General features: G+C 59.3%; 16 protein-coding genes. 6 read left to right on the top strand and 10 right to left on the bottom strand.

Annotation, left to right across the window (positions count from 1 at the left end; all coding sequences use genetic code 11):
• Positions 1 to 6: 6 nt before the first annotated feature.
• The 4 genes from BUA15_RS03975 to BUA15_RS03960 form a co-directional block, all read right to left on the bottom strand.
• On the bottom strand, positions 7 to 576 hold the full coding sequence (locus BUA15_RS03975; protein ID WP_072714681.1) for a hypothetical protein: 570 nt from the start codon (positions 574 to 576) through the stop codon (positions 7 to 9).
• Between the two features lie 39 nt (positions 577 to 615).
• Positions 616 to 2,748, bottom strand: coding sequence for a BatA domain-containing protein (locus BUA15_RS03970; RefSeq protein ID WP_072714680.1), 2,133 nt, complete (start codon positions 2,746 to 2,748; stop codon positions 616 to 618).
• A 63-nt stretch (positions 2,749 to 2,811) separates the two neighbouring features.
• Complete coding sequence (locus BUA15_RS03965; protein WP_072714679.1) at positions 2,812 to 3,615, bottom strand: methyltransferase domain-containing protein; 804 nt, start codon at positions 3,613 to 3,615, stop codon at positions 2,812 to 2,814.
• Positions 3,616 to 3,666: 51 nt separating this feature from the next.
• Positions 3,667 to 4,560 (bottom strand): HDOD domain-containing protein, encoded by an 894-nt coding sequence (locus BUA15_RS03960; RefSeq protein ID WP_072714678.1) that lies wholly within the window; start codon positions 4,558 to 4,560, stop codon positions 3,667 to 3,669.
• A 427-nt stretch (positions 4,561 to 4,987) separates the two neighbouring features.
• Between BUA15_RS03960 and BUA15_RS03955 the strand changes: the two genes are divergently transcribed.
• Positions 4,988 to 5,854: an endonuclease/exonuclease/phosphatase family protein gene (locus tag BUA15_RS03955; protein ID WP_218587561.1), complete on the top strand. Its 867-nt coding sequence runs from the start codon at positions 4,988 to 4,990 to the stop codon at positions 5,852 to 5,854.
• Here the strand turns inward: BUA15_RS03955 and BUA15_RS03950 are convergent.
• Positions 5,825 to 6,241, bottom strand: a complete 417-nt coding sequence (locus tag BUA15_RS03950; protein ID WP_245771912.1) for a hypothetical protein — start codon at positions 6,239 to 6,241, stop codon at positions 5,825 to 5,827. The genes BUA15_RS03955 and BUA15_RS03950 overlap by 30 nt on opposite strands.
• A 75-nt stretch (positions 6,242 to 6,316) precedes the next feature.
• On the opposite strand from BUA15_RS03950, the gene BUA15_RS03945 reads away from it, so the two are divergent.
• Together BUA15_RS03945 and uvrA are read left to right on the top strand one after the other, a co-directional pair.
• On the top strand, positions 6,317 to 6,700 hold the full coding sequence (locus BUA15_RS03945; protein WP_072714677.1) for a DoxX family membrane protein: 384 nt from the start codon (positions 6,317 to 6,319) through the stop codon (positions 6,698 to 6,700).
• Positions 6,701 to 6,883: 183 nt separating this feature from the next.
• Complete coding sequence (uvrA, locus tag BUA15_RS03940; RefSeq protein WP_072714676.1) at positions 6,884 to 9,769, top strand: excinuclease ABC subunit UvrA; 2,886 nt, start codon at positions 6,884 to 6,886, stop codon at positions 9,767 to 9,769.
• Positions 9,770 to 9,795: 26 nt separating this feature from the next.
• Here the strand turns inward: uvrA and BUA15_RS03935 are convergent, their stop codons facing one another.
• Together BUA15_RS03935 and BUA15_RS03930 are read right to left on the bottom strand one after the other, a co-directional pair.
• Entirely contained in the window at positions 9,796 to 10,314 is a 519-nt protein-coding gene (locus BUA15_RS03935) for an LA_3696 family protein (protein WP_072714675.1), read from the bottom strand.
• Positions 10,315 to 10,352: 38 nt separating this feature from the next.
• On the bottom strand, positions 10,353 to 10,934 hold the full coding sequence (locus BUA15_RS03930; RefSeq protein ID WP_072714674.1) for a thioredoxin family protein: 582 nt from the start codon (positions 10,932 to 10,934) through the stop codon (positions 10,353 to 10,355).
• A 55-nt stretch (positions 10,935 to 10,989) separates the two neighbouring features.
• On the opposite strand from BUA15_RS03930, the gene msrA reads away from it, so the two are divergent.
• The 3 genes from msrA (at position 10,990) to BUA15_RS03915 (ending at position 14,215) form a co-directional block, all read left to right on the top strand.
• Complete coding sequence (gene msrA, locus BUA15_RS03925) at positions 10,990 to 11,541, top strand: peptide-methionine (S)-S-oxide reductase MsrA (protein WP_072714673.1); 552 nt, start codon at positions 10,990 to 10,992, stop codon at positions 11,539 to 11,541.
• Between the two features lie 207 nt (positions 11,542 to 11,748).
• Positions 11,749 to 12,999, top strand: a complete 1,251-nt coding sequence (locus BUA15_RS03920) for a glycosyltransferase family 4 protein (RefSeq protein WP_072714672.1) — start codon at positions 11,749 to 11,751, stop codon at positions 12,997 to 12,999.
• A 10-nt stretch (positions 13,000 to 13,009) separates the two neighbouring features.
• Positions 13,010 to 14,215: a glycosyltransferase family 4 protein gene (locus BUA15_RS03915; RefSeq protein WP_072714671.1), complete on the top strand. Its 1,206-nt coding sequence runs from the start codon at positions 13,010 to 13,012 to the stop codon at positions 14,213 to 14,215.
• On the opposite strand, the gene BUA15_RS03910 is transcribed toward BUA15_RS03915, so the two are convergent.
• The 3 genes from BUA15_RS03910 to BUA15_RS03900 are packed head-to-tail and all read right to left on the bottom strand — an operon-like array spanning position 14,139 to position 18,384.
• Positions 14,139 to 16,670, bottom strand: a complete 2,532-nt coding sequence (locus tag BUA15_RS03910; protein ID WP_245771911.1) for an efflux RND transporter permease subunit — start codon at positions 16,668 to 16,670, stop codon at positions 14,139 to 14,141. The two genes, BUA15_RS03915 and BUA15_RS03910, sit on opposite strands and share 77 nt — an antisense overlap.
• A 3-nt stretch (positions 16,671 to 16,673) precedes the next feature.
• Complete coding sequence (locus BUA15_RS03905; RefSeq protein WP_072714670.1) at positions 16,674 to 17,396, bottom strand: DUF3047 domain-containing protein; 723 nt, start codon at positions 17,394 to 17,396, stop codon at positions 16,674 to 16,676.
• A 1-nt stretch (position 17,397) separates the two neighbouring features.
• Positions 17,398 to 18,384: a hypothetical protein gene (locus tag BUA15_RS03900; RefSeq protein WP_245771910.1), complete on the bottom strand. Its 987-nt coding sequence runs from the start codon at positions 18,382 to 18,384 to the stop codon at positions 17,398 to 17,400.
• Positions 18,385 to 18,390 lie beyond the last annotated feature (6 nt).

Genomic DNA, 18,390 nt, shown 5'->3' with positions numbered 1-18,390 from the left:
GCCAGGCTATCCTTCCAGCGTCTTCCCGTAACATTGCTGCACGGTCAGTTCAAAACGAGCGTCCAGGTAGTGGGTCAGTAGCTGTCGGAAAGCCGGCTGTCGGGAAGGTGGAACCGCCAGATTGAGACGGCGCCGGCGCCCCCGCGCATCAACAAACAGAAAGGCAAAGCCACGTGTCCGGCCGTTCAGGTCCTGCCAGGGAAAATAATCCAGAATCTGTCCCCAGCCGACGTAACGATCCGCTCGATTCAGCCCATCAATTATGCCACAATCCGTAACCAGCACTTGCTCCGACACAAGAGCAGCCCCCAGCCAGCAAAGTCCTCCGGCAAAGTATAAACTCAACCGCGAGATCGGTACAGGTTGCTCGTGGAGCATAGCGTACAGGCCCAGGGCGATAACCAGCAGTAGAAAGCCTGTGGGCAGCAATGGCCACCGCCGAAGCCAGCGTAGATGCACCTGTTTGATTTGCTGGAAATGGAAGAGTGTAACAACGAGAAAAAGCAGCGTTACTCCGAAAAAGCAGACCGGCAAAACGCCGTGCAGCGTGCGCAAAAGTTCGGCCATCGCATTCATGGTGCTGCTCCGCCAGAGAAACGCGCAAGTGGAGGAAGGCTACGCGTTGCCGGTCGTCACGGTTTCGACGCGAGCCCGAAGGCCTACCAGCATTTCCAGTACCAGAAAGCCCAACGCCAGCCCTAAAAAGACGTTCCAGAGTGCGACGCCTACCTGCGCCTTACGGAGCGCCTCCGCAACAACGGGAGGGGACGCCTCGGGGATCTCCAACAACGTAACCGACAGGCCCGTCTGAGCTTGTAGCTGACGCACTGCTACTTCGGGAGATTCCGGCCGCAGGTCTGACTCAGCCACGTCGAAGTTGACAGCCACCCGCTGCACTACCTGATCGCCAGCCCGCAGCTCGTAAATGCCCGGCCGTGCTGGGCCCGGCTCAAAGCGAGCCCACCGCACACTTCCTCGACGCTCCGGGTCGGCCCGGTAAACCTGTCCGTCCGGTCCGACCAGTTCCGGAATGGCTGCGGCTGGAAACGACTGAAGACGCACGCGTGCGGGCTTGCCCGCTTCCAGCGTGCGCTGCAGCGCCTCTTCCCCACCTGCCAGGTAAAACACGGCCCGATATAACAGAGGCACAAAGAGGCCTCGCAGAGGCCACTCGGTCCAGGCCGGATCAGGAGCGACCGTCCACAGCAGAGCCCGTCCCTGGCCATGCCGCACCTCCTGCAGAAGCGGCAACCCATTACTCATATGGATCAACGTCTGCTCCACACCCTGACCGGGCGCGTAGTTCAGCGCAAAATAAACGGCCGGTCGCTCTGCCTGCACCTCTCGTTGACCGGGCAATCGCACAAACAGTCCCTCAAAGAGGGGATGCGCTAAGTCCATCCGTCCAAACGTCGCGATTGGCGTCGCTCCCCTCCAGTTTCCCACAAAGCCTCGAATCTGACCAGCTCCCAGTGCTGTTAGCAGTTGCTGGTAGTCTGCCAGCCGACCATCAGCCCCCGGAAAAAACAGCACGCCCCCTCCTTCGGCGACATAGCGCATCAGGACTGCCACTTCCCCACTCGACAGATCGTGCACGCCCACCAGCACAACTACGTCGTATTCTTCCAGATCTGTCGCCGGCAGCGCCGTTTCGTCAATTCGCGTTATCTCAAAGCGCACGCGATCCTGTCGGATCTCCGGTGCAAAGGCTAACTCCAGGTAGTCCGTACGGGCCTGCGCTCCCGCCACCACCAACAACCGCCGCACTTCAGGCACGTGCAGCACCAGATAGTGCGTGTTGTCTTCAAGCAACGCGTCGGGTTGCAGCAACTCTACAATGCCTGGCAGCCACCCCCGTCGCATCGGCGTGGTGGAAAAGGTAACGCGAGCGCTCCCACCCGGTGGCAAATCGACCGACGCCTGCGCCACCCGCTGCTCGTCGAGCGCAAGCGTTGCGACGACTCCGTTGGCGGCCGCCGTGCCAAAGTTGGCCAGCGTCGCCTCAATCTGTACCGGCTGTCCCTGTTCGATGATGCGGTTAGCAATCCGAACCGCTGTAATGGCGAGATTGGCAGGGGTCTGACCGCCAACAGGAATCAGCAGGGTCGGCAGCGGCTCTGGAACGAACTGCTCCAGAGAATCAACCAACATCGACGCCTGCAAGTCGCTGATGACGTAGAGCACAGCCGGCGCCTGCACCTGTTGCACGCAAGCGCTGGCGCTACGCAGGGCAGCCGAAAGCGTCCGCGCCCCGTGCTGAATCGCAAGCAGGCGCAGTTGTTCTTCAGCAACGCTACGCGGCACTGGCTCTGGCGCTATCGCGTTCCCGGCAACCGGTACCAGACAAACGCGCGTGTCGGGATCAAGCTGGGCCAGGATACCTGCCGCAATAACCCGCGCCTGCGTAAAATAAGCCCCCCCGGCATCCCGCACGGCCATTGAAGGCGAATTATCAAGCACCAGCCCAACTACGGAAGCCTTTCCTCCTCCTACCCAGGAAGCCAACGGTCCCCGCAGCACCGGCCGGGCAAAGGCCAGTACCAGACACACCAGCGCTAACGTACGCAGCAGTAGCAATAGCCACTGGCGAATGCGAAGCCGCTGCAGCGCCGTTTGCTGCAATTCCTTCAGGAAAACCAGAGAGCTGAAAGCCACCCGCTGGGGCCGCCGAAAGTGAAACAGATGCACCAGAATAGGAATGGCCGCTGCCACCAGGGCTAGCAACGCCAGCGGATTCAAAAACGTCATAAGGTTAGCCTGCCGCTGTCGCACCTTGAGGCAGCGAACCGCAACTTCCCTGTTACGTTCCGCCTACTCCCAGGTAAAATGCACCTCCGCCCCTCGTTCAGCAGGCACAAAACACAATCGAAAGCGATCCCCTGCGCGCGGCGTCCACACATACGGCCAGTTCTCGCAACGTCCGGCCTGACAGATCAGCCGGTCGCCATGGTAGATCTGCAGCCCTAAGTACAGGAGATCCCCCTCGCGTCCGCTCAGGTCACACACAGCTTCACGCTCAGCCTGCCCCCAGGCCCATTGAATAACCGGAAACTGCAAGGGCAGGCGCCCTTCATCAAAGAGCCCCGATACCAGCGCCCCTTCAAGCCGCTGCACAACGGCCGGCGTGACCGTCTCATCCGCCACCTGCTCCATCCAGGTCAGTCCTCCCATGAGCACCGCCCGATCAGGCAACACCAGCCGCGGTTGGAAGCGTAGTTGCTCCAGCACGTGCACATCTTCGTCATACAGCAACGGTCCAAAAAACTCATGTACCAGCACGTCCACCGACTCTTCGGGTTCGAAGTGCTGAACGGGCTGGTGCACGCAAATTACTTGCGGATAAGCGGCCAGTCGTTCTGCAGCCAGCGCATACAGATGGGGGTTGGCCTCGACCGCATAGACACGCCGCGCTCCCAGCCGAACCATCGCCTCGGCAAAGTAGCCCATCCCACAGCCTGCATCCACACACACGGCCCCTGCAATGGCATGGCGGTGCGCCCGCAGCAATCGCAAATAGGCCCGCGTGCGAACCTGATCGTCGTAGATGCTGATAAAGGCCAGCAGATCATCCAGCGCCGCAAACGTCGCCTCGGGCAGAACGTTGAGGATGTCCATCGCCCTTGCCTCTGGATCCGCCTCAGTCAAAATAGACAATCTGTAGGCCGATCAGAAGTAGGCATCGACATAGTTCTTCAGGATTTCGCGGGCCTGCGCGATAGTCTGCCAGACAGCCTCGGCATTCGAATAGTTGAAGAGCTGTGCCGTTAATTCCCAGTCTGCATCCAGGGGCTCGTCTTCCCGGCGAATCGCCTCATCAAAGCTGTAGTCCAGCCAGGTGGCCCCCAGGCTGGCCACACGCAGCAGCGCGCCCGGGGTAGCGGCCACGCCATCTCCCCGCCCCTCACCGTACAGATCCATCAACGCCCGAAACAGAGGCTCCGGGAGCTTCATGTGCAGCGCGAGCGCTTGCGTAATGGTCTGTAAACTGTATCCAAAAACGGCCTCTTCTTCTTCCGGGGTGCGAGGTCCCCTTCCTGGCTGAAAAGCAGCAAGCGCTTGATCCGGTTTGTTGTAGAGCAGCAGAATCTTACCAAAGTCGTGAAGCAGCCCTACCGTGTAGGCCGATTCCGGCCGCCAGTCGCCACGCCGGGGTGCCTGCTGAATGAGCAGCCGAGCCAGATACGCGGTAGCGGCGCAGTGACGCACCAGGTTGAGAAAAGGCGCGGCCGTCCGGGCATCAAAAGCGCTTTTCATGGAGAGCATTCCCATACTCATGATCATCCCGACCACAGCCGGCGGCCCCAACACCACAATTGCATGCCGCACATCACCAATACGGCCTCGAAGCCCATAGTAAGCCGAATTGGCCACCCGCAGCAGACGCACCACGGCGGCCGGGTCATGCCGCAGCATAGCCTCCACTTCGTCCGGCTCAGGAGGCTCCGGCCGCTCCATGAGCTGTATGGCTTCCAGCAGTGTCTGTGGAAGCGGCGGGCATTCCAGCTCCAGATCTGTCAGGGTAGGGATATGTTCCGAAGGCGTCAGCGAAGTCAACGTCATCAGTGGAATAGACCGTAACAATAATGCTCCAAGATCACTTCTTAACTTCGCGTTTACGTAACCAGAACCTCTCCAAATCCACGTGGACCGCTTAATCAAGAAGCGATACCAGACGCAAGCCCTTCCACTTTCTAATTTTGTGCCAAGAAATAATCAAAAGCCTTTTTCTTTTACTAAAGGTTCAAATTCCTCCCCCATCCCCCCACTCTCCCTGCACGCTTTGCATAGAGAAACGGAACCTTTTTCCCCGAGCCCGCAAGCAAACGCCCTCTGCCCTCCTGCAGACCAGGCGACGGTGCCCTACCATGCGTTATAATTTCTCCCAAAATTTCGATCTTTAACAACCGCAGGCAAAATGGCCCGCCGGCTCCCTTTTTTCCGGCGCCTGCGTTTTGCTTCCCTTATGAGCATTTTTCCGCTACGACCTATGCTAATGCTAATCTTGCTACTCAGCCTCACAATGTTGATCAATCTGTCCTCCATGCCCGACACCCTTTCGCTGCGCGTGGTCAGCTATAACCTGCGGTACGACAACCCCGCCGACGGCCCCAATGCCTGGCCGCATCGCATGGACCGCATTGTAGCCTTTGTGCGCTTCTACGAGCCAGACGTGCTGGGCGTCCAGGAAGCCCTCCGCGCCATGCTTGACAGTCTCCAGACCCGGCTTCCCGCTTATCGCTGGGTAGGCGTAGGGCGCGCCGACGGCCGCGACGGCGGGGAGTTTAGCGCGATTTTTTACCGCACCGATCGGCTCGAACTGCTCGAAAGCCAGACGTTCTGGCTTTCCCCTACTCCAGAAGTGCCCGGCAGCAAAGGCTGGGATGCCGCACTTGAACGCATCTGCACCTGGGCTCATTTCCGAGACCGCCGAACCGGCCAGACGTTTTTTGTTTTCAACACGCACCTTGACCACGAAGGGACGCGTGCTCGCCTGGAAAGCGCTCGCCTCCTCCATCGCGTCATCGCCCAGAAGGCCCAGCAGGCGCCTGTCCTCCTCACCGGCGACTTTAATACTACCGAAAATACTCCTCCTTATGCAGCACTGACGGCCGATGGGCTGCTGCACGACGCCCTGCATCGCACCGAAAATGGCCACTACGGCCCCCACACTACCTGGAATGGCTTCGAAACGCTGATTCCCGACCAACGCATCGATTTTATCTTTGTCAGCGCCAACGTGCGCGTGCTGCGCCATGCTATTCTGGTCGATCTGGACGAACAGGGCCGCTTCGCTTCCGACCACCTGCCGGTGCTAGCCGACGTATTATTGCCCGAAAATAGCCTGCAGCCCTAATTTGCTGGCCGGCACCCAGATACGCTGCCACCGCCAGGTATTTTGCTGAAACGGCGCCCAGAAAACGATCATACGAATGCCCGGCTCGCCTTCCGGTATATAAACCGGAAAAATTTTCGTCTCACCAGTGGCTACGTTTGGCGCTGTACATGGCTCAAACCCAATATCTATGACACTAGCCGTCTGCTCGTCCAGCATCCACACGCAGAGCGGCCAACCTGTCCGATTTTCGACAAGAATCTGAGCCGGTCCGGCGGTCAAAATTACCGCTCTTTCTTCCGCCACTCCGATAAGCTTGCATCCACCTACTCCCAGCAAGAGCAAGCCCCAGCCTATTAAGGTCTTCATTGGCAGGTCAGAAAAAGCTGGTTCTCCTTTCAACTTCATCAACTCTTGATTTAAAGATTCAACGAATTTATGTTTAAACCGTTCGTAACCTCCCCCACCAAACCCTTGTGCGCCATGAAATTCTCGACGCTTAAAATCGGCCGCATACTTTACGGGATCACTTTTGTCATCTTTGGAGTGAACCATTTTATTAATGCCTCCACGTTAAGCAATATTGTGCCCATTCCAGGTGGTGTTTTCTGGGTGTATGTAACGGGCCTGGCGATGCTGGCCGCGGCCATCGCGATCCTGACGGGTAAACAGGCCCGGCTGGCCTGCCAGCTTCTGGGGATTCTGCTGTTTATCTTTGTGCTGACGATTCACCTGCCCACCATGATTAACCAGGGCATCATGGCCGGCCTGACCAACTTCTTGAAGGACCTCGCACTTGGTGGCGCGGCCTGGGTCATCGCGGAAACCTATGCCGAGCAGCCCCAGCAGACAGAAGCGGCCAGCTAACGCGAAAGCGTTTCTTTTCAAAAAGGCCGGCCTTCCAGACCGGCCTTTTTTTTATGCCGTCCGTTTCTCCGGACAGGAGCACCAGTCACAGACGCCTCGCGTTTCAGCCGTATCGTACGGCAACGCATCTATCAAACGAGCTGCGCGTTAACGGAACGCGCCGAGTAACTGGGTTGGAAGTCTATGGAACTTACCCCTCCGATCGCTTCGCTGGCCGCTTCTGATGCGCTGCGCCAGAAAGCGCGCACGCACATCGTCCTGCGTGGCGTGCGCCAGCACAACCTGAAGAACATTGACCTCGATCTGCCGAAACGGAAATTTATTGTTTTCACTGGACCGAGCGGCTCAGGAAAATCGAGCCTGGCCTTCGACACCATCTATGCCGAAGGTCAACGGCGCTACGTAGAGAGCCTCTCGGCGTACGCGCGGCAGTTTCTGGAACGAATGAGCCGGCCCGATGCAGACCTGATTCTGGGTCTAGCTCCTGCTATTGCCATCGAACAGAAGGCCGGCGCGCGCAATCCCCGCTCGACCGTCGCCACCCAGACGGAGCTGTACGACTACCTGCGTCTGCTTTACGCGCGCATTGGGCGCACCTACTCACCGATCAGTGGCGAGGAAGTGCGGCGCGACACGCCCACCACGGTCGCCCAGGCGCTGCACGAGCGCTTTCCAGAGGGCACCCGCTGCTATCTGGGATTTCCCTGCCCTTCCCATAAGAAACGCACCCTGCGCGACGAACTAGTTGCGCTGCGCCAGCGCGGCTTTTCCCGCCTGATCGTACTGCCTACCGAAAAGCAGGCAGCAGGCGGCGCCAGCCCTGACGTATTAGACCTGAGCGAACGCGATCCAGCCACAGTGCGGGTGGCGCGCGACCGCCTGCTGGTACTGGTGGATCGCCTGGTGATCCGGCCAGGCGATGAAGCCAATCGCTCGCGCATTGCCGACTCCGTAGAGCAGGCGTTTCGGGAAGGGGGTGGCCGTTGCGTGGTCGTGCGCGTCCCTCGCGGCCAATGCTTCAACCCCCAAGACGACCTGCTGCATTTCAGCGAGCACTTCGAACGCGACGGCATCGTGTTCGAGGAGCCGACCCCGCTGCTGTTCTCATTCAATAGTCCGGTGGGCGCCTGCCCTACCTGCCAGGGCTTCGGACGAGTGCCCGGGCTGGATCCCGACCTGATCATTCCCAACCCGGACCTGTCGATCCGGCAGGGCGCCATTGCCCCGTTCCGCACCGAAAAGTGGAGCCAGCACTATCGCCAGCTCCTGCGCCTGGCACTGGAAGAACGCATCGACATTGACAAACCGTACCGACTACTTTCCGAACGCGAAAAACGCCTGATCTGGGAAGGCAAAGGCGACTACATTGGCATTTACGGATTTTTCCGCTTTCTGGAAAAGCACAGCTACAAGCCGCACTACCGTATCTTTCATGCCCGCTTTCGAGGCTACACCCGCTGCCCGGACTGCGACGGCTATCGGCTCCGCAAAGAAGCGCTTTACGTGAAAGTAGGGGGACTCCACATCGGCGAGGTGTGCGAAATGACAATCCGAGCTGCTCGGGAGTTCTTTGACGCGCTGGAGCTAACCCCCTTCGAGCAGCAGGTAGCTGGCGAGCTGCTGGAAGAAATCCGTCGCCGGCTGCGCTATCTGGATGAAGTCGGACTCGATTACCTGACGCTGGACCGGCTCAGCCACACGCTGTCCGGTGGAGAAGCGCAGCGCATCCATCTGGCTACTTCACTGGGGTCGGCGCTGGTAGGCGCCCTGTACGTACTCGACGAACCCTCTATCGGCCTGCATCCTCGCGATACGGACCGCTTGCTGCGCATTCTGGAGCGGCTGCGCGACCTGGGCAATACGGTAATCGTCGTTGAGCACGACGCCGAGACGATCCGCCGCGCGGACCATATCGTGGACCTTGGTCCGGGCAGCGGCTGGCGCGGTGGAGAAGTCGTGTTTCAGGGAACCTTCCCGGATTTGCTTCAATGCGAGCGTTCCCTTACCGGCGCCTATCTGAGCGGACGCCGACGCATTGACGTGCCTCGCCGGCGTCGTCCGGTGCGAGAAGAAGACATGATCGTGGTAGAGAATGCCCGGCAGCACAACCTGAAATGGCTGACCGTGCGTTTTCCACTAGGCGTGCTCGTATGCGTCACAGGCGTCTCTGGCTCGGGTAAGTCAACGCTTGTTCATGATACGCTGTACCTGGGGCTGGCCCGTCTGAAAGGCACCTACGACGGCGAAGCAAAAGTGGGCGCGCACGATGCCATCCGTGGTCATCACCTGATTGACCGCGTGGAAATGGTTGATCAGAGCCCGATTGGCCGCACGCCACGCTCTAATCCGGCCACCTACACCAAGGTGTTTGATCCGATTCGGGAACTGCTGGCCAGCACTCCCCAGGCCCGCGTGCGCGGGTTGAAGCCGGGATACTTTTCCTTCAATGTGCCCGGTGGCCGGTGCGAGGTCTGCCAGGGGGAAGGATTCGTGCGCGTAGAGATGCAGTTTCTGGCCGACCTGTATCTGGAATGTGAAGCCTGTCGCGGCACGCGCTATAAACAGGACGTGCTGGAAATCCGCTACCGCGGCAAAAACGTACATGAAATTCTGAATATGACCGTAGACGAAGCGCTGGAATTCTTTGCGGACGTGCCCGCCATCGTTGACCGGCTGCGCGTGCTGCAGGAGATCGGGCTCGGTTATCTGAAACTGGGCCAGCCTTCTACGACGCTGTCAGGAGGCGAAGCCCAGCGCCTCAAACTGGCCGCTCATCTGGGCCGCAGCAACCACGAACGGGTACTCTACATCCTGGATGAGCCAACCACCGGCCTGCATTTCGACGACGTGCGCAAGCTGATCGATGCGCTGAACCGGCTGGTTGACGCCGGCCACTCGGTGATCGTCGTCGAACACAACCTGGACGTGATCAAGTGCGCCGACTGGATCATCGACCTGGGCCCTGAAGGAGGGCATCGAGGAGGCTTTATTGTAGCGGAAGGCACGCCGGAGCAAATCGCGGCGCATCCAGAAAGCCACACAGGTCGTTTTCTGCGCCAGGTGCTGTAACGTGCCCCTGCGTCTAAGACCAGGGTTTATCCCTGGAACATCCGGAAAAACAGGGCAAACAAGGCCACCAGCACACCGATTTGTCCTGCCCAGAAAATAAACATCCACCGAATCAGATCGGCCCTGAGCTGAGCCAACCGCACCTCGAATTTGGATTCTACTTCTGCAATTCGCTGCCCCAGTTTCGACTCCACCTCCGCAATTTGCTTTTCCAACTTCGATTCCACTTCCGCAATTTGCTTCTCCAGCTTCGACTCCACCTCCACAATCCGCTTCTCCAACTTCGATTCCACTTCCGCAATTTGCTGCCCCAGTTTCGACTCCACCTCCCGAGTTTGTTCTTCCAACATGGACTTTACTTCTGAAATGTGACCTTTCAGGGAGACCGATTCCTCACGTACCCGACGGACAAATCGCTCTTCGACAAGCTCTATTAAATGCTCTCGTTCCTGACGCCCCAGTATGTTGAGCAGTTCAACAAGGGCCTCAGCTCCTTCTTCTCCCAGTCTTTCCCGAAGTATGCGAGGAATGGTAAGAATAGCCATACTCTCTCTGATTCTGATGAGAATAAGCTGTTCAGAAACTATGCCGTGGTTGGCAGGTCGTTCCAGGGCCAGCGGCGCGCTTCGGCGCTGTCTGGATAGCGCCGGCGCAGTGCTGCCAGATCTTCCCGGAGCTGCCGACCGTCTCCGGACGTCAAGTAGCGGGCCATAGCCCACCAGAGCATGACCTGCGCCGCCATGGGATGCGTTGGGAAGCGCGTCAGCGCGTCCTCCAGCAGCGCAATCGCCTCCGTGTACCGACCGCGCGGCACCAGCTCTTTGGCACGCCCTAGCCGCAACACCAACCGTAGATCCTCAGGCGGAAGATAGCCCAGCTCGACGTGATGGGCAGTGCCACGCGCGTCCAGCACATAAAAGGAAGGCGTCCAGACCGCTGCATAGCGCGACCGGACCAGCCGGTCGCGCCGAATGTTCTGGCGCAGTAGCACAAACGCTTCGGTCAACTCAGCCCGCACCTGTGGATCGCGATAGGTATTTGCCTCCATCTTAGCACACCCGGCACATCCCTCCCGTTCAAACATCAACCACACCGGCCGGCGTGTTCGACGCGCCTCGGCCAGCGCTGCATCCAGATCATGCAACCAGAGCAGGGATGCATTCATAAGAGTTTAGGCTGGACAGTCCGAAGATAGAGGTCTTACTGTTGTCCCCAAAAATATGACGCGCAGGCGAGAAAAAGCGACGCTGGGCGGCGGATGCTTCTGGTGCCTGGAAGCTGCCTTCCTGGAGTTGCGAGGCGTAACCGATGTGGTTCCGGGGTACGCCGGTGGCCACGTGCCTCATCCTACTTATGAGCAGGTCTGCACGGGCACGACCGGTCATGCTGAAGTCGTTCAGGTGACCTTTGATCCCACCGTGCTTTCTTATCGGGACTTGCTCCAGGTCTTTTTTACGATTCATGATCCCACCACGCCCGATCGGCAGGGCAACGACGTAGGTCCTCAGTACCGCTCCATTATTCTCTATCATGACGAAGCGCAGCGCCAGGCGGCCGAAGCCGTCATTCGCGAGCTGGAGGCATCCGGCCGTTACGAGGCGCCTATTGTCACGGAAGTGGTTCCTCTTAAGGCCTTCTATCCGGCTGAACCTTACCATCACCGCTATTATCAACGCCATCCCTGGCAACCTTACTGTCGGTTCGTCATTGCTCCCAAACTCAGCAAACTCCGCCAGCAGTTTGCCGATCGGCTGGTAGCTCCGAATTCCTAGGCCTCTGTTACTTTCCCCTTCTCAACGGCGGCTTTTTTACAGGCCGGAGGGCGCAAGCTCCCATGATGTTCCGGTGAATTCGTGGAGTGCGGCTATAAAGAAGCCCCCTACCGGCGAATCCAAGCAGAGGGCGGATCCGTTTGTGCCGATGTTGTGCAATCCGTCCTGCCCCTGACGCATCCAAAAAAACCAAGCCGGACGGCCGGCATGCAAACACCCGCCATTATTGACTGCAGCAAGGCTCCCGCAGGCCCTCGGCTGGTAGCGCCTCGCATTGCGCTTTTCACGGGCGCCTACAACCACATTGCAGACGGCGTCTCGCGTACCCTGAATCGGCTGGTGGGCTATCTGGAGCAGCGGGGCGCCTCCGTCCTTGTGTTTGCGCCCACCGTCCCCAATCCACCGGTCCGACACGAGGGCACGCTGGTTCCGGTCCCTTCTATTCCGGTGCCAGGTCGTCCTGAGTACCGCATCAGTCTGGGACTCACGCGCCGCCATCGTCGATTGCTGGCCACCTTTGAGCCGGATTTAATTCACATTGCCACCCCAGATTTACTGGGCTTTCAGGCGCTGCGCCTGGCGCGACGGCAAGGAATTCCGGTGGTGGCTTCGTATCACACCCATTTTAGCGCGTATCTGAAGTACTATCACCTGCAATGGTCAGAGCGTCTTCTCTGGAGCTACCTGCGCTGGTTCTATGGCCAGTGTCAGCAGATCTACGTTCCCTCTACTTCCATGATTGACATTTTGCGAGCGCACGGCATCCGCCATAACCTCTATCTCTGGGAGCGTGGCGTCGACACCAACCTGTTTAATCCGGCGCAACGCTCCTATGCCTGGCGTCGCAACGTACTGGGCGTTGCCGACCACGAAGTCATCGTAGCCTATGTGGGGCGTCTGGTCTGGGAAAAAGGGCTGAATGTACTGGCAGCCACCATCGACCGGCTACGGCAGGCCCACGTGCCTTTTCGGTGTCTGATCGTAGGCGAGGGACCTGCCCGGCGTGAGTTGGAAGCACGCCTGCCTACAGCCATTTTTACGGGCTATCTGGAAGGTCGGGAGCTAGCGCGGGCGTATGCCTCGGCAGACGTGTTTTTCTTTCCCAGTGAAACGGAGACGTTTGGCAACGTTACGCTCGAAGCCATGGCCTCGGGTCTGCCGGCCGTTTGTGCCGACGCGCCGGGTAGCAATATGTTAATCGAGCATGGACGCACAGGCTTTCTGGCCACGCCGGGCCACGTCGAGGAATTTGCAGGGTACCTCCGCCGCTTGATCCTTAGCGTGGACCTGCGTCGCACTATGGGTCGCTACGCCCTGCAGCGAGCCCGGCATTTTGACTGGGAGGCTGTTTTAAACCGTCTCTACGGCTACTATCTGGATGTGCTCGCTCCGGCACTGCAACCGGCAGGCGACGGAGCCGCTACCGAACTGCCCGAGCTAACAGCCACGGCAGCTTAACCTCAGCAGCATGGCCTCGCCGCTCCGGTTGCTGTTTGTCTCGCATTCGTTTCCACCTTCTGGCCGTCCCCTGGCCAACATAGGAGGCATGCAGCGCGTGGCAACCGAGCTCGACGCGGCGCTGGCCCGCCATCCAGAGGTAGCCTATCACCATCTTGTACTGCGCACGTCCTGGCGCTGGACCCACGTGCGCGTGGTGCCTTTTCTCTTTCGCCTGCTGTCTCAAATCCCGCAATGGGTCACGCGCCACGAAATCGACGTGGTGTTGTTTTCATCTATGGTAACCGCTTCGCTGGCGCCGCTACTTTACCGCAAGCTGGCTGCCCGGAACACACGGCTGGTCGCTATCGCCCATGGACGCGACGTAACGCTGCCTGTAGCTCCCTACCAGCGCCTGCTCCCTTACGTGTTCGCCCACCTCGACGGTGTGCTGGCTGTCAGCCGCGCTACGGCCGATGCGTGTCAGGCTCGGGGATTGCCCCCCGAACGGGTGCACGTTATCCCCAACGGCATCAATCCTGCTCGTTTTACCCCCTTGCTTGATCGCCAGGCAGCCCGCCACGCGCTGCGCCAGCGGTTCCAGTTGCCTTTCCCCGAACAGGGCCTGTTACTCTGCAGCGTTGGCCGTCAGGTGCCCCGCAAAGGCTTCGCCTGGTTTGTGGATACGGTGATGCCCCGGCTACCGGCCCACGTGCACTACTGGCTGGCAGGCGACGGCCCTGAAGCCGCAGCCATTGAGAGGGCTATCGCACGCCATCGTCTGGAGAAGCGCGTGCGCCGACTGGGCCGCGTGCCGGACAACGTATTGCACCAGCTCTACCGGGCCGCTGATCTGTTTATCATGCCCAATCGACCGGTACCGGGCGACATGGAAGGCTTTGGCGTCGTCATGCTCGAAGCGGCCCTGTGTGGTGCCCCCGTACTGGCTGCCCGCCTCGAAGGCATTCAGGATGTGGTGGCCGAAGGCGAAAACGGACACCTCATCGAAAGCGGTGATGCAGACGGATTCGTGCACTGGATTCTGCGCTACGACCGAGACCGGACCGCCCTGCAGGCACTTTCAAAACGGGCCGCTACTTACGTGCGCACGTACTTTAGCTGGGACGTTGTAGCCAATCGGTACGTGCAGACCCTGCGAACTATCTGCTTGGCGAAGCAGCCGGAACCGGCGCTGCAGGCTCTGGACGCTGCTTCCGGTCTTCCAGCCACTGAATGAGCGCAGGCAGGAAAACCAGGGCCGCTAGCAAGGTGGTGCCAATCCCCACCACAGCCAGTTCACCAATAGAACGCAATCCGGGATGAAAGCTGAGCAGCAGTCCGGCAAACCCCATCATGGTGGTCAGCGATGCCATCGTCACGTGCTCACCGGTCGAACGTAGCACTTGCAGGATGCTACCCACGCCCTGCTCCCGATAGCGGTGCACCAGATGCGCACCGGCATCGTTGCCAATTCCCAGCACAGCCGGCAGGACTACCATGTTATAAAAGTTGAGCTTCATGCCAAGCAGCTCCATCACCAGCAGCATCCAGAGCACGCCCACCACCAACGGAAGGAGCGCCAGCAACGTCCAGCGTAGCGTGCGGAAGTTGAGCCACATGAGCAGCGTGACTGCTATGAACGTGAGGAGCACCATCCAGGGAGCTTCCTTAAGCATGAGCCGCAGCATGTCGGCGGCCACCAGGGACGTGGAGCCTGCATAGTACACCTTGCCGTTTACCTCTACCCGCCCCACGTCTTCGGCAAAAGCCATCGAATTGCGCCCATCCGCCAGTCGCACGGAGGGATAGATCAACACAAAGTTGCCGATCTCACCAGTTTTTGAGGTAAAGCGGGCCTTCAGAAATGCAGGGACCTCCTCCAGCGAGATGGGCCGTTGCGTTTGCGCTGCCTCACGCAGGCGCTGCATCCAGACCGACGTGTCGGACCGCAGAAATGGATCATCAAGCAGGGCGCGAATGCGGGCAATTCGTTCCAACCGGGCTTGCTGCGCCTCAGGTGTCATTGGAAAACGCTCCTGCAAGCTTTCTACATCCAGAATGGTGGGCGAAAGCGTGTCGGCAGCAGCGCGTGCTCTCAGCGCCGCCACAACCGCCGGCACCTCAGCAGGATCGTCTACCACGATATAGGCCGGGTTACGCCGCCCACGGGTCTGATATACCCGCTCCACATAGTCCTGCCGCGCCTCATAGTCTTCGTAACGCGGCTCCAGCTTGCCGAAGTCCCATTCAAATGACACGCGTGGTAGCCACAGAAGCGCCAATGCGACCGCAGCGCCGCTGGCTAGCACCACGCCCCGGGCGGCCGGGAAGCGTCCCCGCCCCACCCGATGTACCGGTGCGGTATGGCCAGCCTCCAGATTCAACAGACGAAAGCGCTCGGCCAGCGAAAGCAGGGCAGGCATTATGACAAGCATGGCCACCAGCGCGAACAGAATCCCACTTCCTGCAATGAACCCAAATTCACTAAACCCTTTAAAATCTGCGATCATAAGCATATAGAGCGAAACCGCCGTCGTCAGCGCGCCAATTGTAATCGCCTGCCCCGTGCTCAAAAAGGTGATCTCAGCGGCTTCGGCTACCCCGTGTCCTTCGGCACGCTCCTCGGCATACCGTGCGTAAAAGTGAATGCCATAGTCAATGCCCAATCCAAAGAGCACCAATCCCAGCGTTGATGTCATCAGATTCAGCGTCTCAAACGCCACGTAAGCAAGTCCAAACGACCAGGACAGGCTCATGAGCAGGGGCAGACCAATCAACACCGCCATTACCGGCATGCGTCCCAGTTCGGCCAGTAGCACGCGGCGGTCCAGGCGGCGTCCCACTCGAGCCCGATAGGACTTGTAGGTGAAATAGCCCACCACCAGCAGCAGCACGGCTGTTACCCCTGCTCCAAACGAACTGAACACATCGTCGGTGATAGCCCGCACCTCAACGAGCTGGCGCAGCAGCCGACCTGCCAGTACGACCTGCATTTCCGGATGATAACGGACCGGCTGCATTTGATCGACCAGTTGCTGCAGATCGCGGTACAGATCTTCGATATAGCCAATGTTCGTCTGCGAGTTGGTCGGATAGAAGCGCAGCACCAGCGTCGTGCTATCCTCTGAAATCGGATATTCCTTCCCGATCAGCTCTTCATAGACGATCTGCAGCGCTTCAACGGTCGTGTCTTCTTCCGCCTCTTCTTCCTCCAGCTCGAAAAAGAAAGGGTTTGCTTTCAGCCGGGCTTCTTCAATCTTGTCCTGCAGGAACTGCTCCAGCTCATCCAGTTCCTCGTCGGTGGCAAAATAAAGCGCGTTGCGGCGCAGAAAGGCAGTCTCTCGCCGGTACTCAACGCGCCTCAGATAGGGTTCGGTATAGCCTTCTCCCGTAAGCGCCAGTGCCTTCGGGATCAGATCTTCGGCAAAACGTCGATTGGCCTCAAACGACGGACTGACAATTGCAACATCGACGGTACTTTCGCCCCCTACCATCTCGCGCAGCCGCTCAAGCGCCTGGACGCTGGGATAGGATTTAGGAATGAGTTTGGAAAAGTCCGTGTCAATGCGCAGTTGCATCGCGAGGAATACCCCGACTACCGAAAGTGCCAGGGCCAGCGCCAGCACCAGACCGGGACGACGAACTGCCCAGCGAATAACCGGGCGCAACCGCTGAAACACTCGTTCCATCATAGGCTATCGGACTGTAGCAGCAGGCAGGAGTTCAAAATCATCAAAATCAACAATGGCGTAGTCTCGGGTATTGTCCGAATCACTCCAGATCGTGATGGAAAGCGGACGGGCGGGCGGCTCTTTGCCGAAGACGCGCCGATAGTCGGCTGCGACGTCGCGCTCGACCGTAATCCAGCGTCCAAACCCCTCTCGCCCAGACGAGGCTACAATGACCTTCAAGGGGCCGAAGTCAACGACGGTCTCCCGGGGAAGCAGCGAACTGTAGGTATATTTGATGCTGATCGGACGGCCCAGCCAGTCGAAGCCAAAGGTTACATAGACCGCTCCGCCACTGTCGTTCCACCGCCGACGATCCTCCCGAGCATTGGCCGGCAAATGAACGGCTCGCCAGCGCCATCGCAACGTGGGATGCGTGCGCAAGTCCCAGTTCAGTCCAAAATCGTCACGGTTTGCCAGCGTGATGCGCTGGGCCTCGCCCTGCGTGGTGCAGCGCAGAAACTGATTGTTTGCCTCAGCCTGCACGCGGCACTCTTCCCGCTCATTCATGACCGCTTCGAGCGGGCGGAACTCCCGTTTGCTGGTCAGGAACTTCCAGCGGGACGGGTAGGACCCCACCGGATAGGTTTCAAAATCTTCTACGCGTATGCGTTGCGAGTCGGATGCAGGTCCGAGCACCACGCCCTGCAACAGCAGGCCAATCCATAGCAGCATCAAACGGCGCAGCATCTCACTCGGTCGGACTACTCAGAGGACATTCGGCTTCGGCAGGCGTCGATACTGGCAGGACCCGTCTTCGTCGCTCTAGCCAGCTTGTAAGCACAAAGAGGACCGCATTGGCCGTGCGATCCATTACGCTACGGACAACAAGCATGCCGGCCAGCACCGCAGCCGAAGCTTCCAATAGATGGGTCATGCCCAGCACAGCACCTAATGCTAACAGATCTGTAGCCGGCAGAAACGGGATACGGTTGGTAGCCGTGCCTACCACCAGGATGGTCGCCCAGACGCGCAACGGCGCTTCCGGCAACACGACCCACCACTGGAGCACCTGCAGCGCGTACATGGCAAAAAACCGAAGCACGTGCACCCCCAGCAACATCCCGGCCATCCTCCCCGGCACGTAAAAAATGGCGCGCCGAAACCGCACGGCCAACGCGCCCAGCACCCCTAACGCGAGAGCTCCGGCCACCAGGTACACCGGATCGGCTGCTGGTCCGATTAAATCTACCAGCGCAAACTGCCCGCCCAGTACCGTCCCACTCACCAGCACCACCACGGCCACGGTCGAGGCCACCGACGAAAGAATCGTGTTGTCCTTGATTGTGCGCAGCAAATGCCCATCCGAGCAATCGGTATGGCGCCGCGCCCACAGGTACAGGTAGAATTCTCCGGAATAGCCCAATACGTCCGTGTTCAGCACCCGCTTGCGCACCAGCACCGGAAACACACGCCCCCATCGAATCTTCCAGAGCATCCGGTAGATACCGGCTTCGGTAGCTGGCAACAGGAAATACAGCCCGAGCCAGAGCACATAGAACCAGGGCGTGCGCGGCAACCCTTCATAAACCTCCTGCCAGCCAATCTGGGTCAGCCGGTAGAGCAGCCATCCTACTACCCCGGCTACAAAAAGTGCGCGGCCATACCGCTGCATGCGCCGCCCGACCGGCGTTTGCAGCCACGTGCGTACTGCCTGTGCCCACGCTTTAAGGGACATGCCGCG

Source organism: Rhodothermus profundi, assembly GCF_900142415.1.
Taxonomy (GTDB): domain Bacteria; phylum Bacteroidota; class Rhodothermia; order Rhodothermales; family Rhodothermaceae; genus Rhodothermus; species Rhodothermus profundi.
The sequence above is the reverse complement of the archived record's forward strand: the minus strand, read 5'-3'. Positions and strand labels throughout refer to the sequence as shown.

Excerpts from the sequence above, each read along its gene's own strand:
- BUA15_RS03975 (WP_072714681.1), bottom strand. The coding sequence starts at position 576 with ATGAATGCGATGGCCGAACTTTTGCGCACGCTGCACGGCGTTTTGCCG.
- BUA15_RS03970 (WP_072714680.1), bottom strand. The coding sequence starts at position 2,748 with ATGACGTTTTTGAATCCGCTGGCGTTGCTAGCCCTGGTGGCAGCGGCC.
- BUA15_RS03965 (WP_072714679.1), bottom strand. The coding sequence starts at position 3,615 with ATGGACATCCTCAACGTTCTGCCCGAGGCGACGTTTGCGGCGCTGGAT.
- BUA15_RS03960 (WP_072714678.1), bottom strand. The coding sequence starts at position 4,560 with ATGACGTTGACTTCGCTGACGCCTTCGGAACATATCCCTACCCTGACA.
- BUA15_RS03955 (WP_218587561.1), top strand. The coding sequence starts at position 4,988 with ATGCTAATGCTAATCTTGCTACTCAGCCTCACAATGTTGATCAATCTG.
- BUA15_RS03950 (WP_245771912.1), bottom strand. The coding sequence starts at position 6,241 with ATGAAGTTGAAAGGAGAACCAGCTTTTTCTGACCTGCCAATGAAGACC.
- BUA15_RS03945 (WP_072714677.1), top strand. The coding sequence starts at position 6,317 with ATGAAATTCTCGACGCTTAAAATCGGCCGCATACTTTACGGGATCACT.
- uvrA (WP_072714676.1), top strand. The coding sequence starts at position 6,884 with ATGGAACTTACCCCTCCGATCGCTTCGCTGGCCGCTTCTGATGCGCTG.
- BUA15_RS03935 (WP_072714675.1), bottom strand. The coding sequence starts at position 10,314 with ATGGCTATTCTTACCATTCCTCGCATACTTCGGGAAAGACTGGGAGAA.
- BUA15_RS03930 (WP_072714674.1), bottom strand. The coding sequence starts at position 10,934 with ATGAATGCATCCCTGCTCTGGTTGCATGATCTGGATGCAGCGCTGGCC.
- msrA (WP_072714673.1), top strand. The coding sequence starts at position 10,990 with ATGACGCGCAGGCGAGAAAAAGCGACGCTGGGCGGCGGATGCTTCTGG.
- BUA15_RS03920 (WP_072714672.1), top strand. The coding sequence starts at position 11,749 with ATGCAAACACCCGCCATTATTGACTGCAGCAAGGCTCCCGCAGGCCCT.
- BUA15_RS03915 (WP_072714671.1), top strand. The coding sequence starts at position 13,010 with ATGGCCTCGCCGCTCCGGTTGCTGTTTGTCTCGCATTCGTTTCCACCT.
- BUA15_RS03910 (WP_245771911.1), bottom strand. The coding sequence starts at position 16,670 with ATGATGGAACGAGTGTTTCAGCGGTTGCGCCCGGTTATTCGCTGGGCA.
- BUA15_RS03905 (WP_072714670.1), bottom strand. The coding sequence starts at position 17,396 with ATGCTGCGCCGTTTGATGCTGCTATGGATTGGCCTGCTGTTGCAGGGC.
- BUA15_RS03900 (WP_245771910.1), bottom strand. The coding sequence starts at position 18,384 with ATGTCCCTTAAAGCGTGGGCACAGGCAGTACGCACGTGGCTGCAAACG.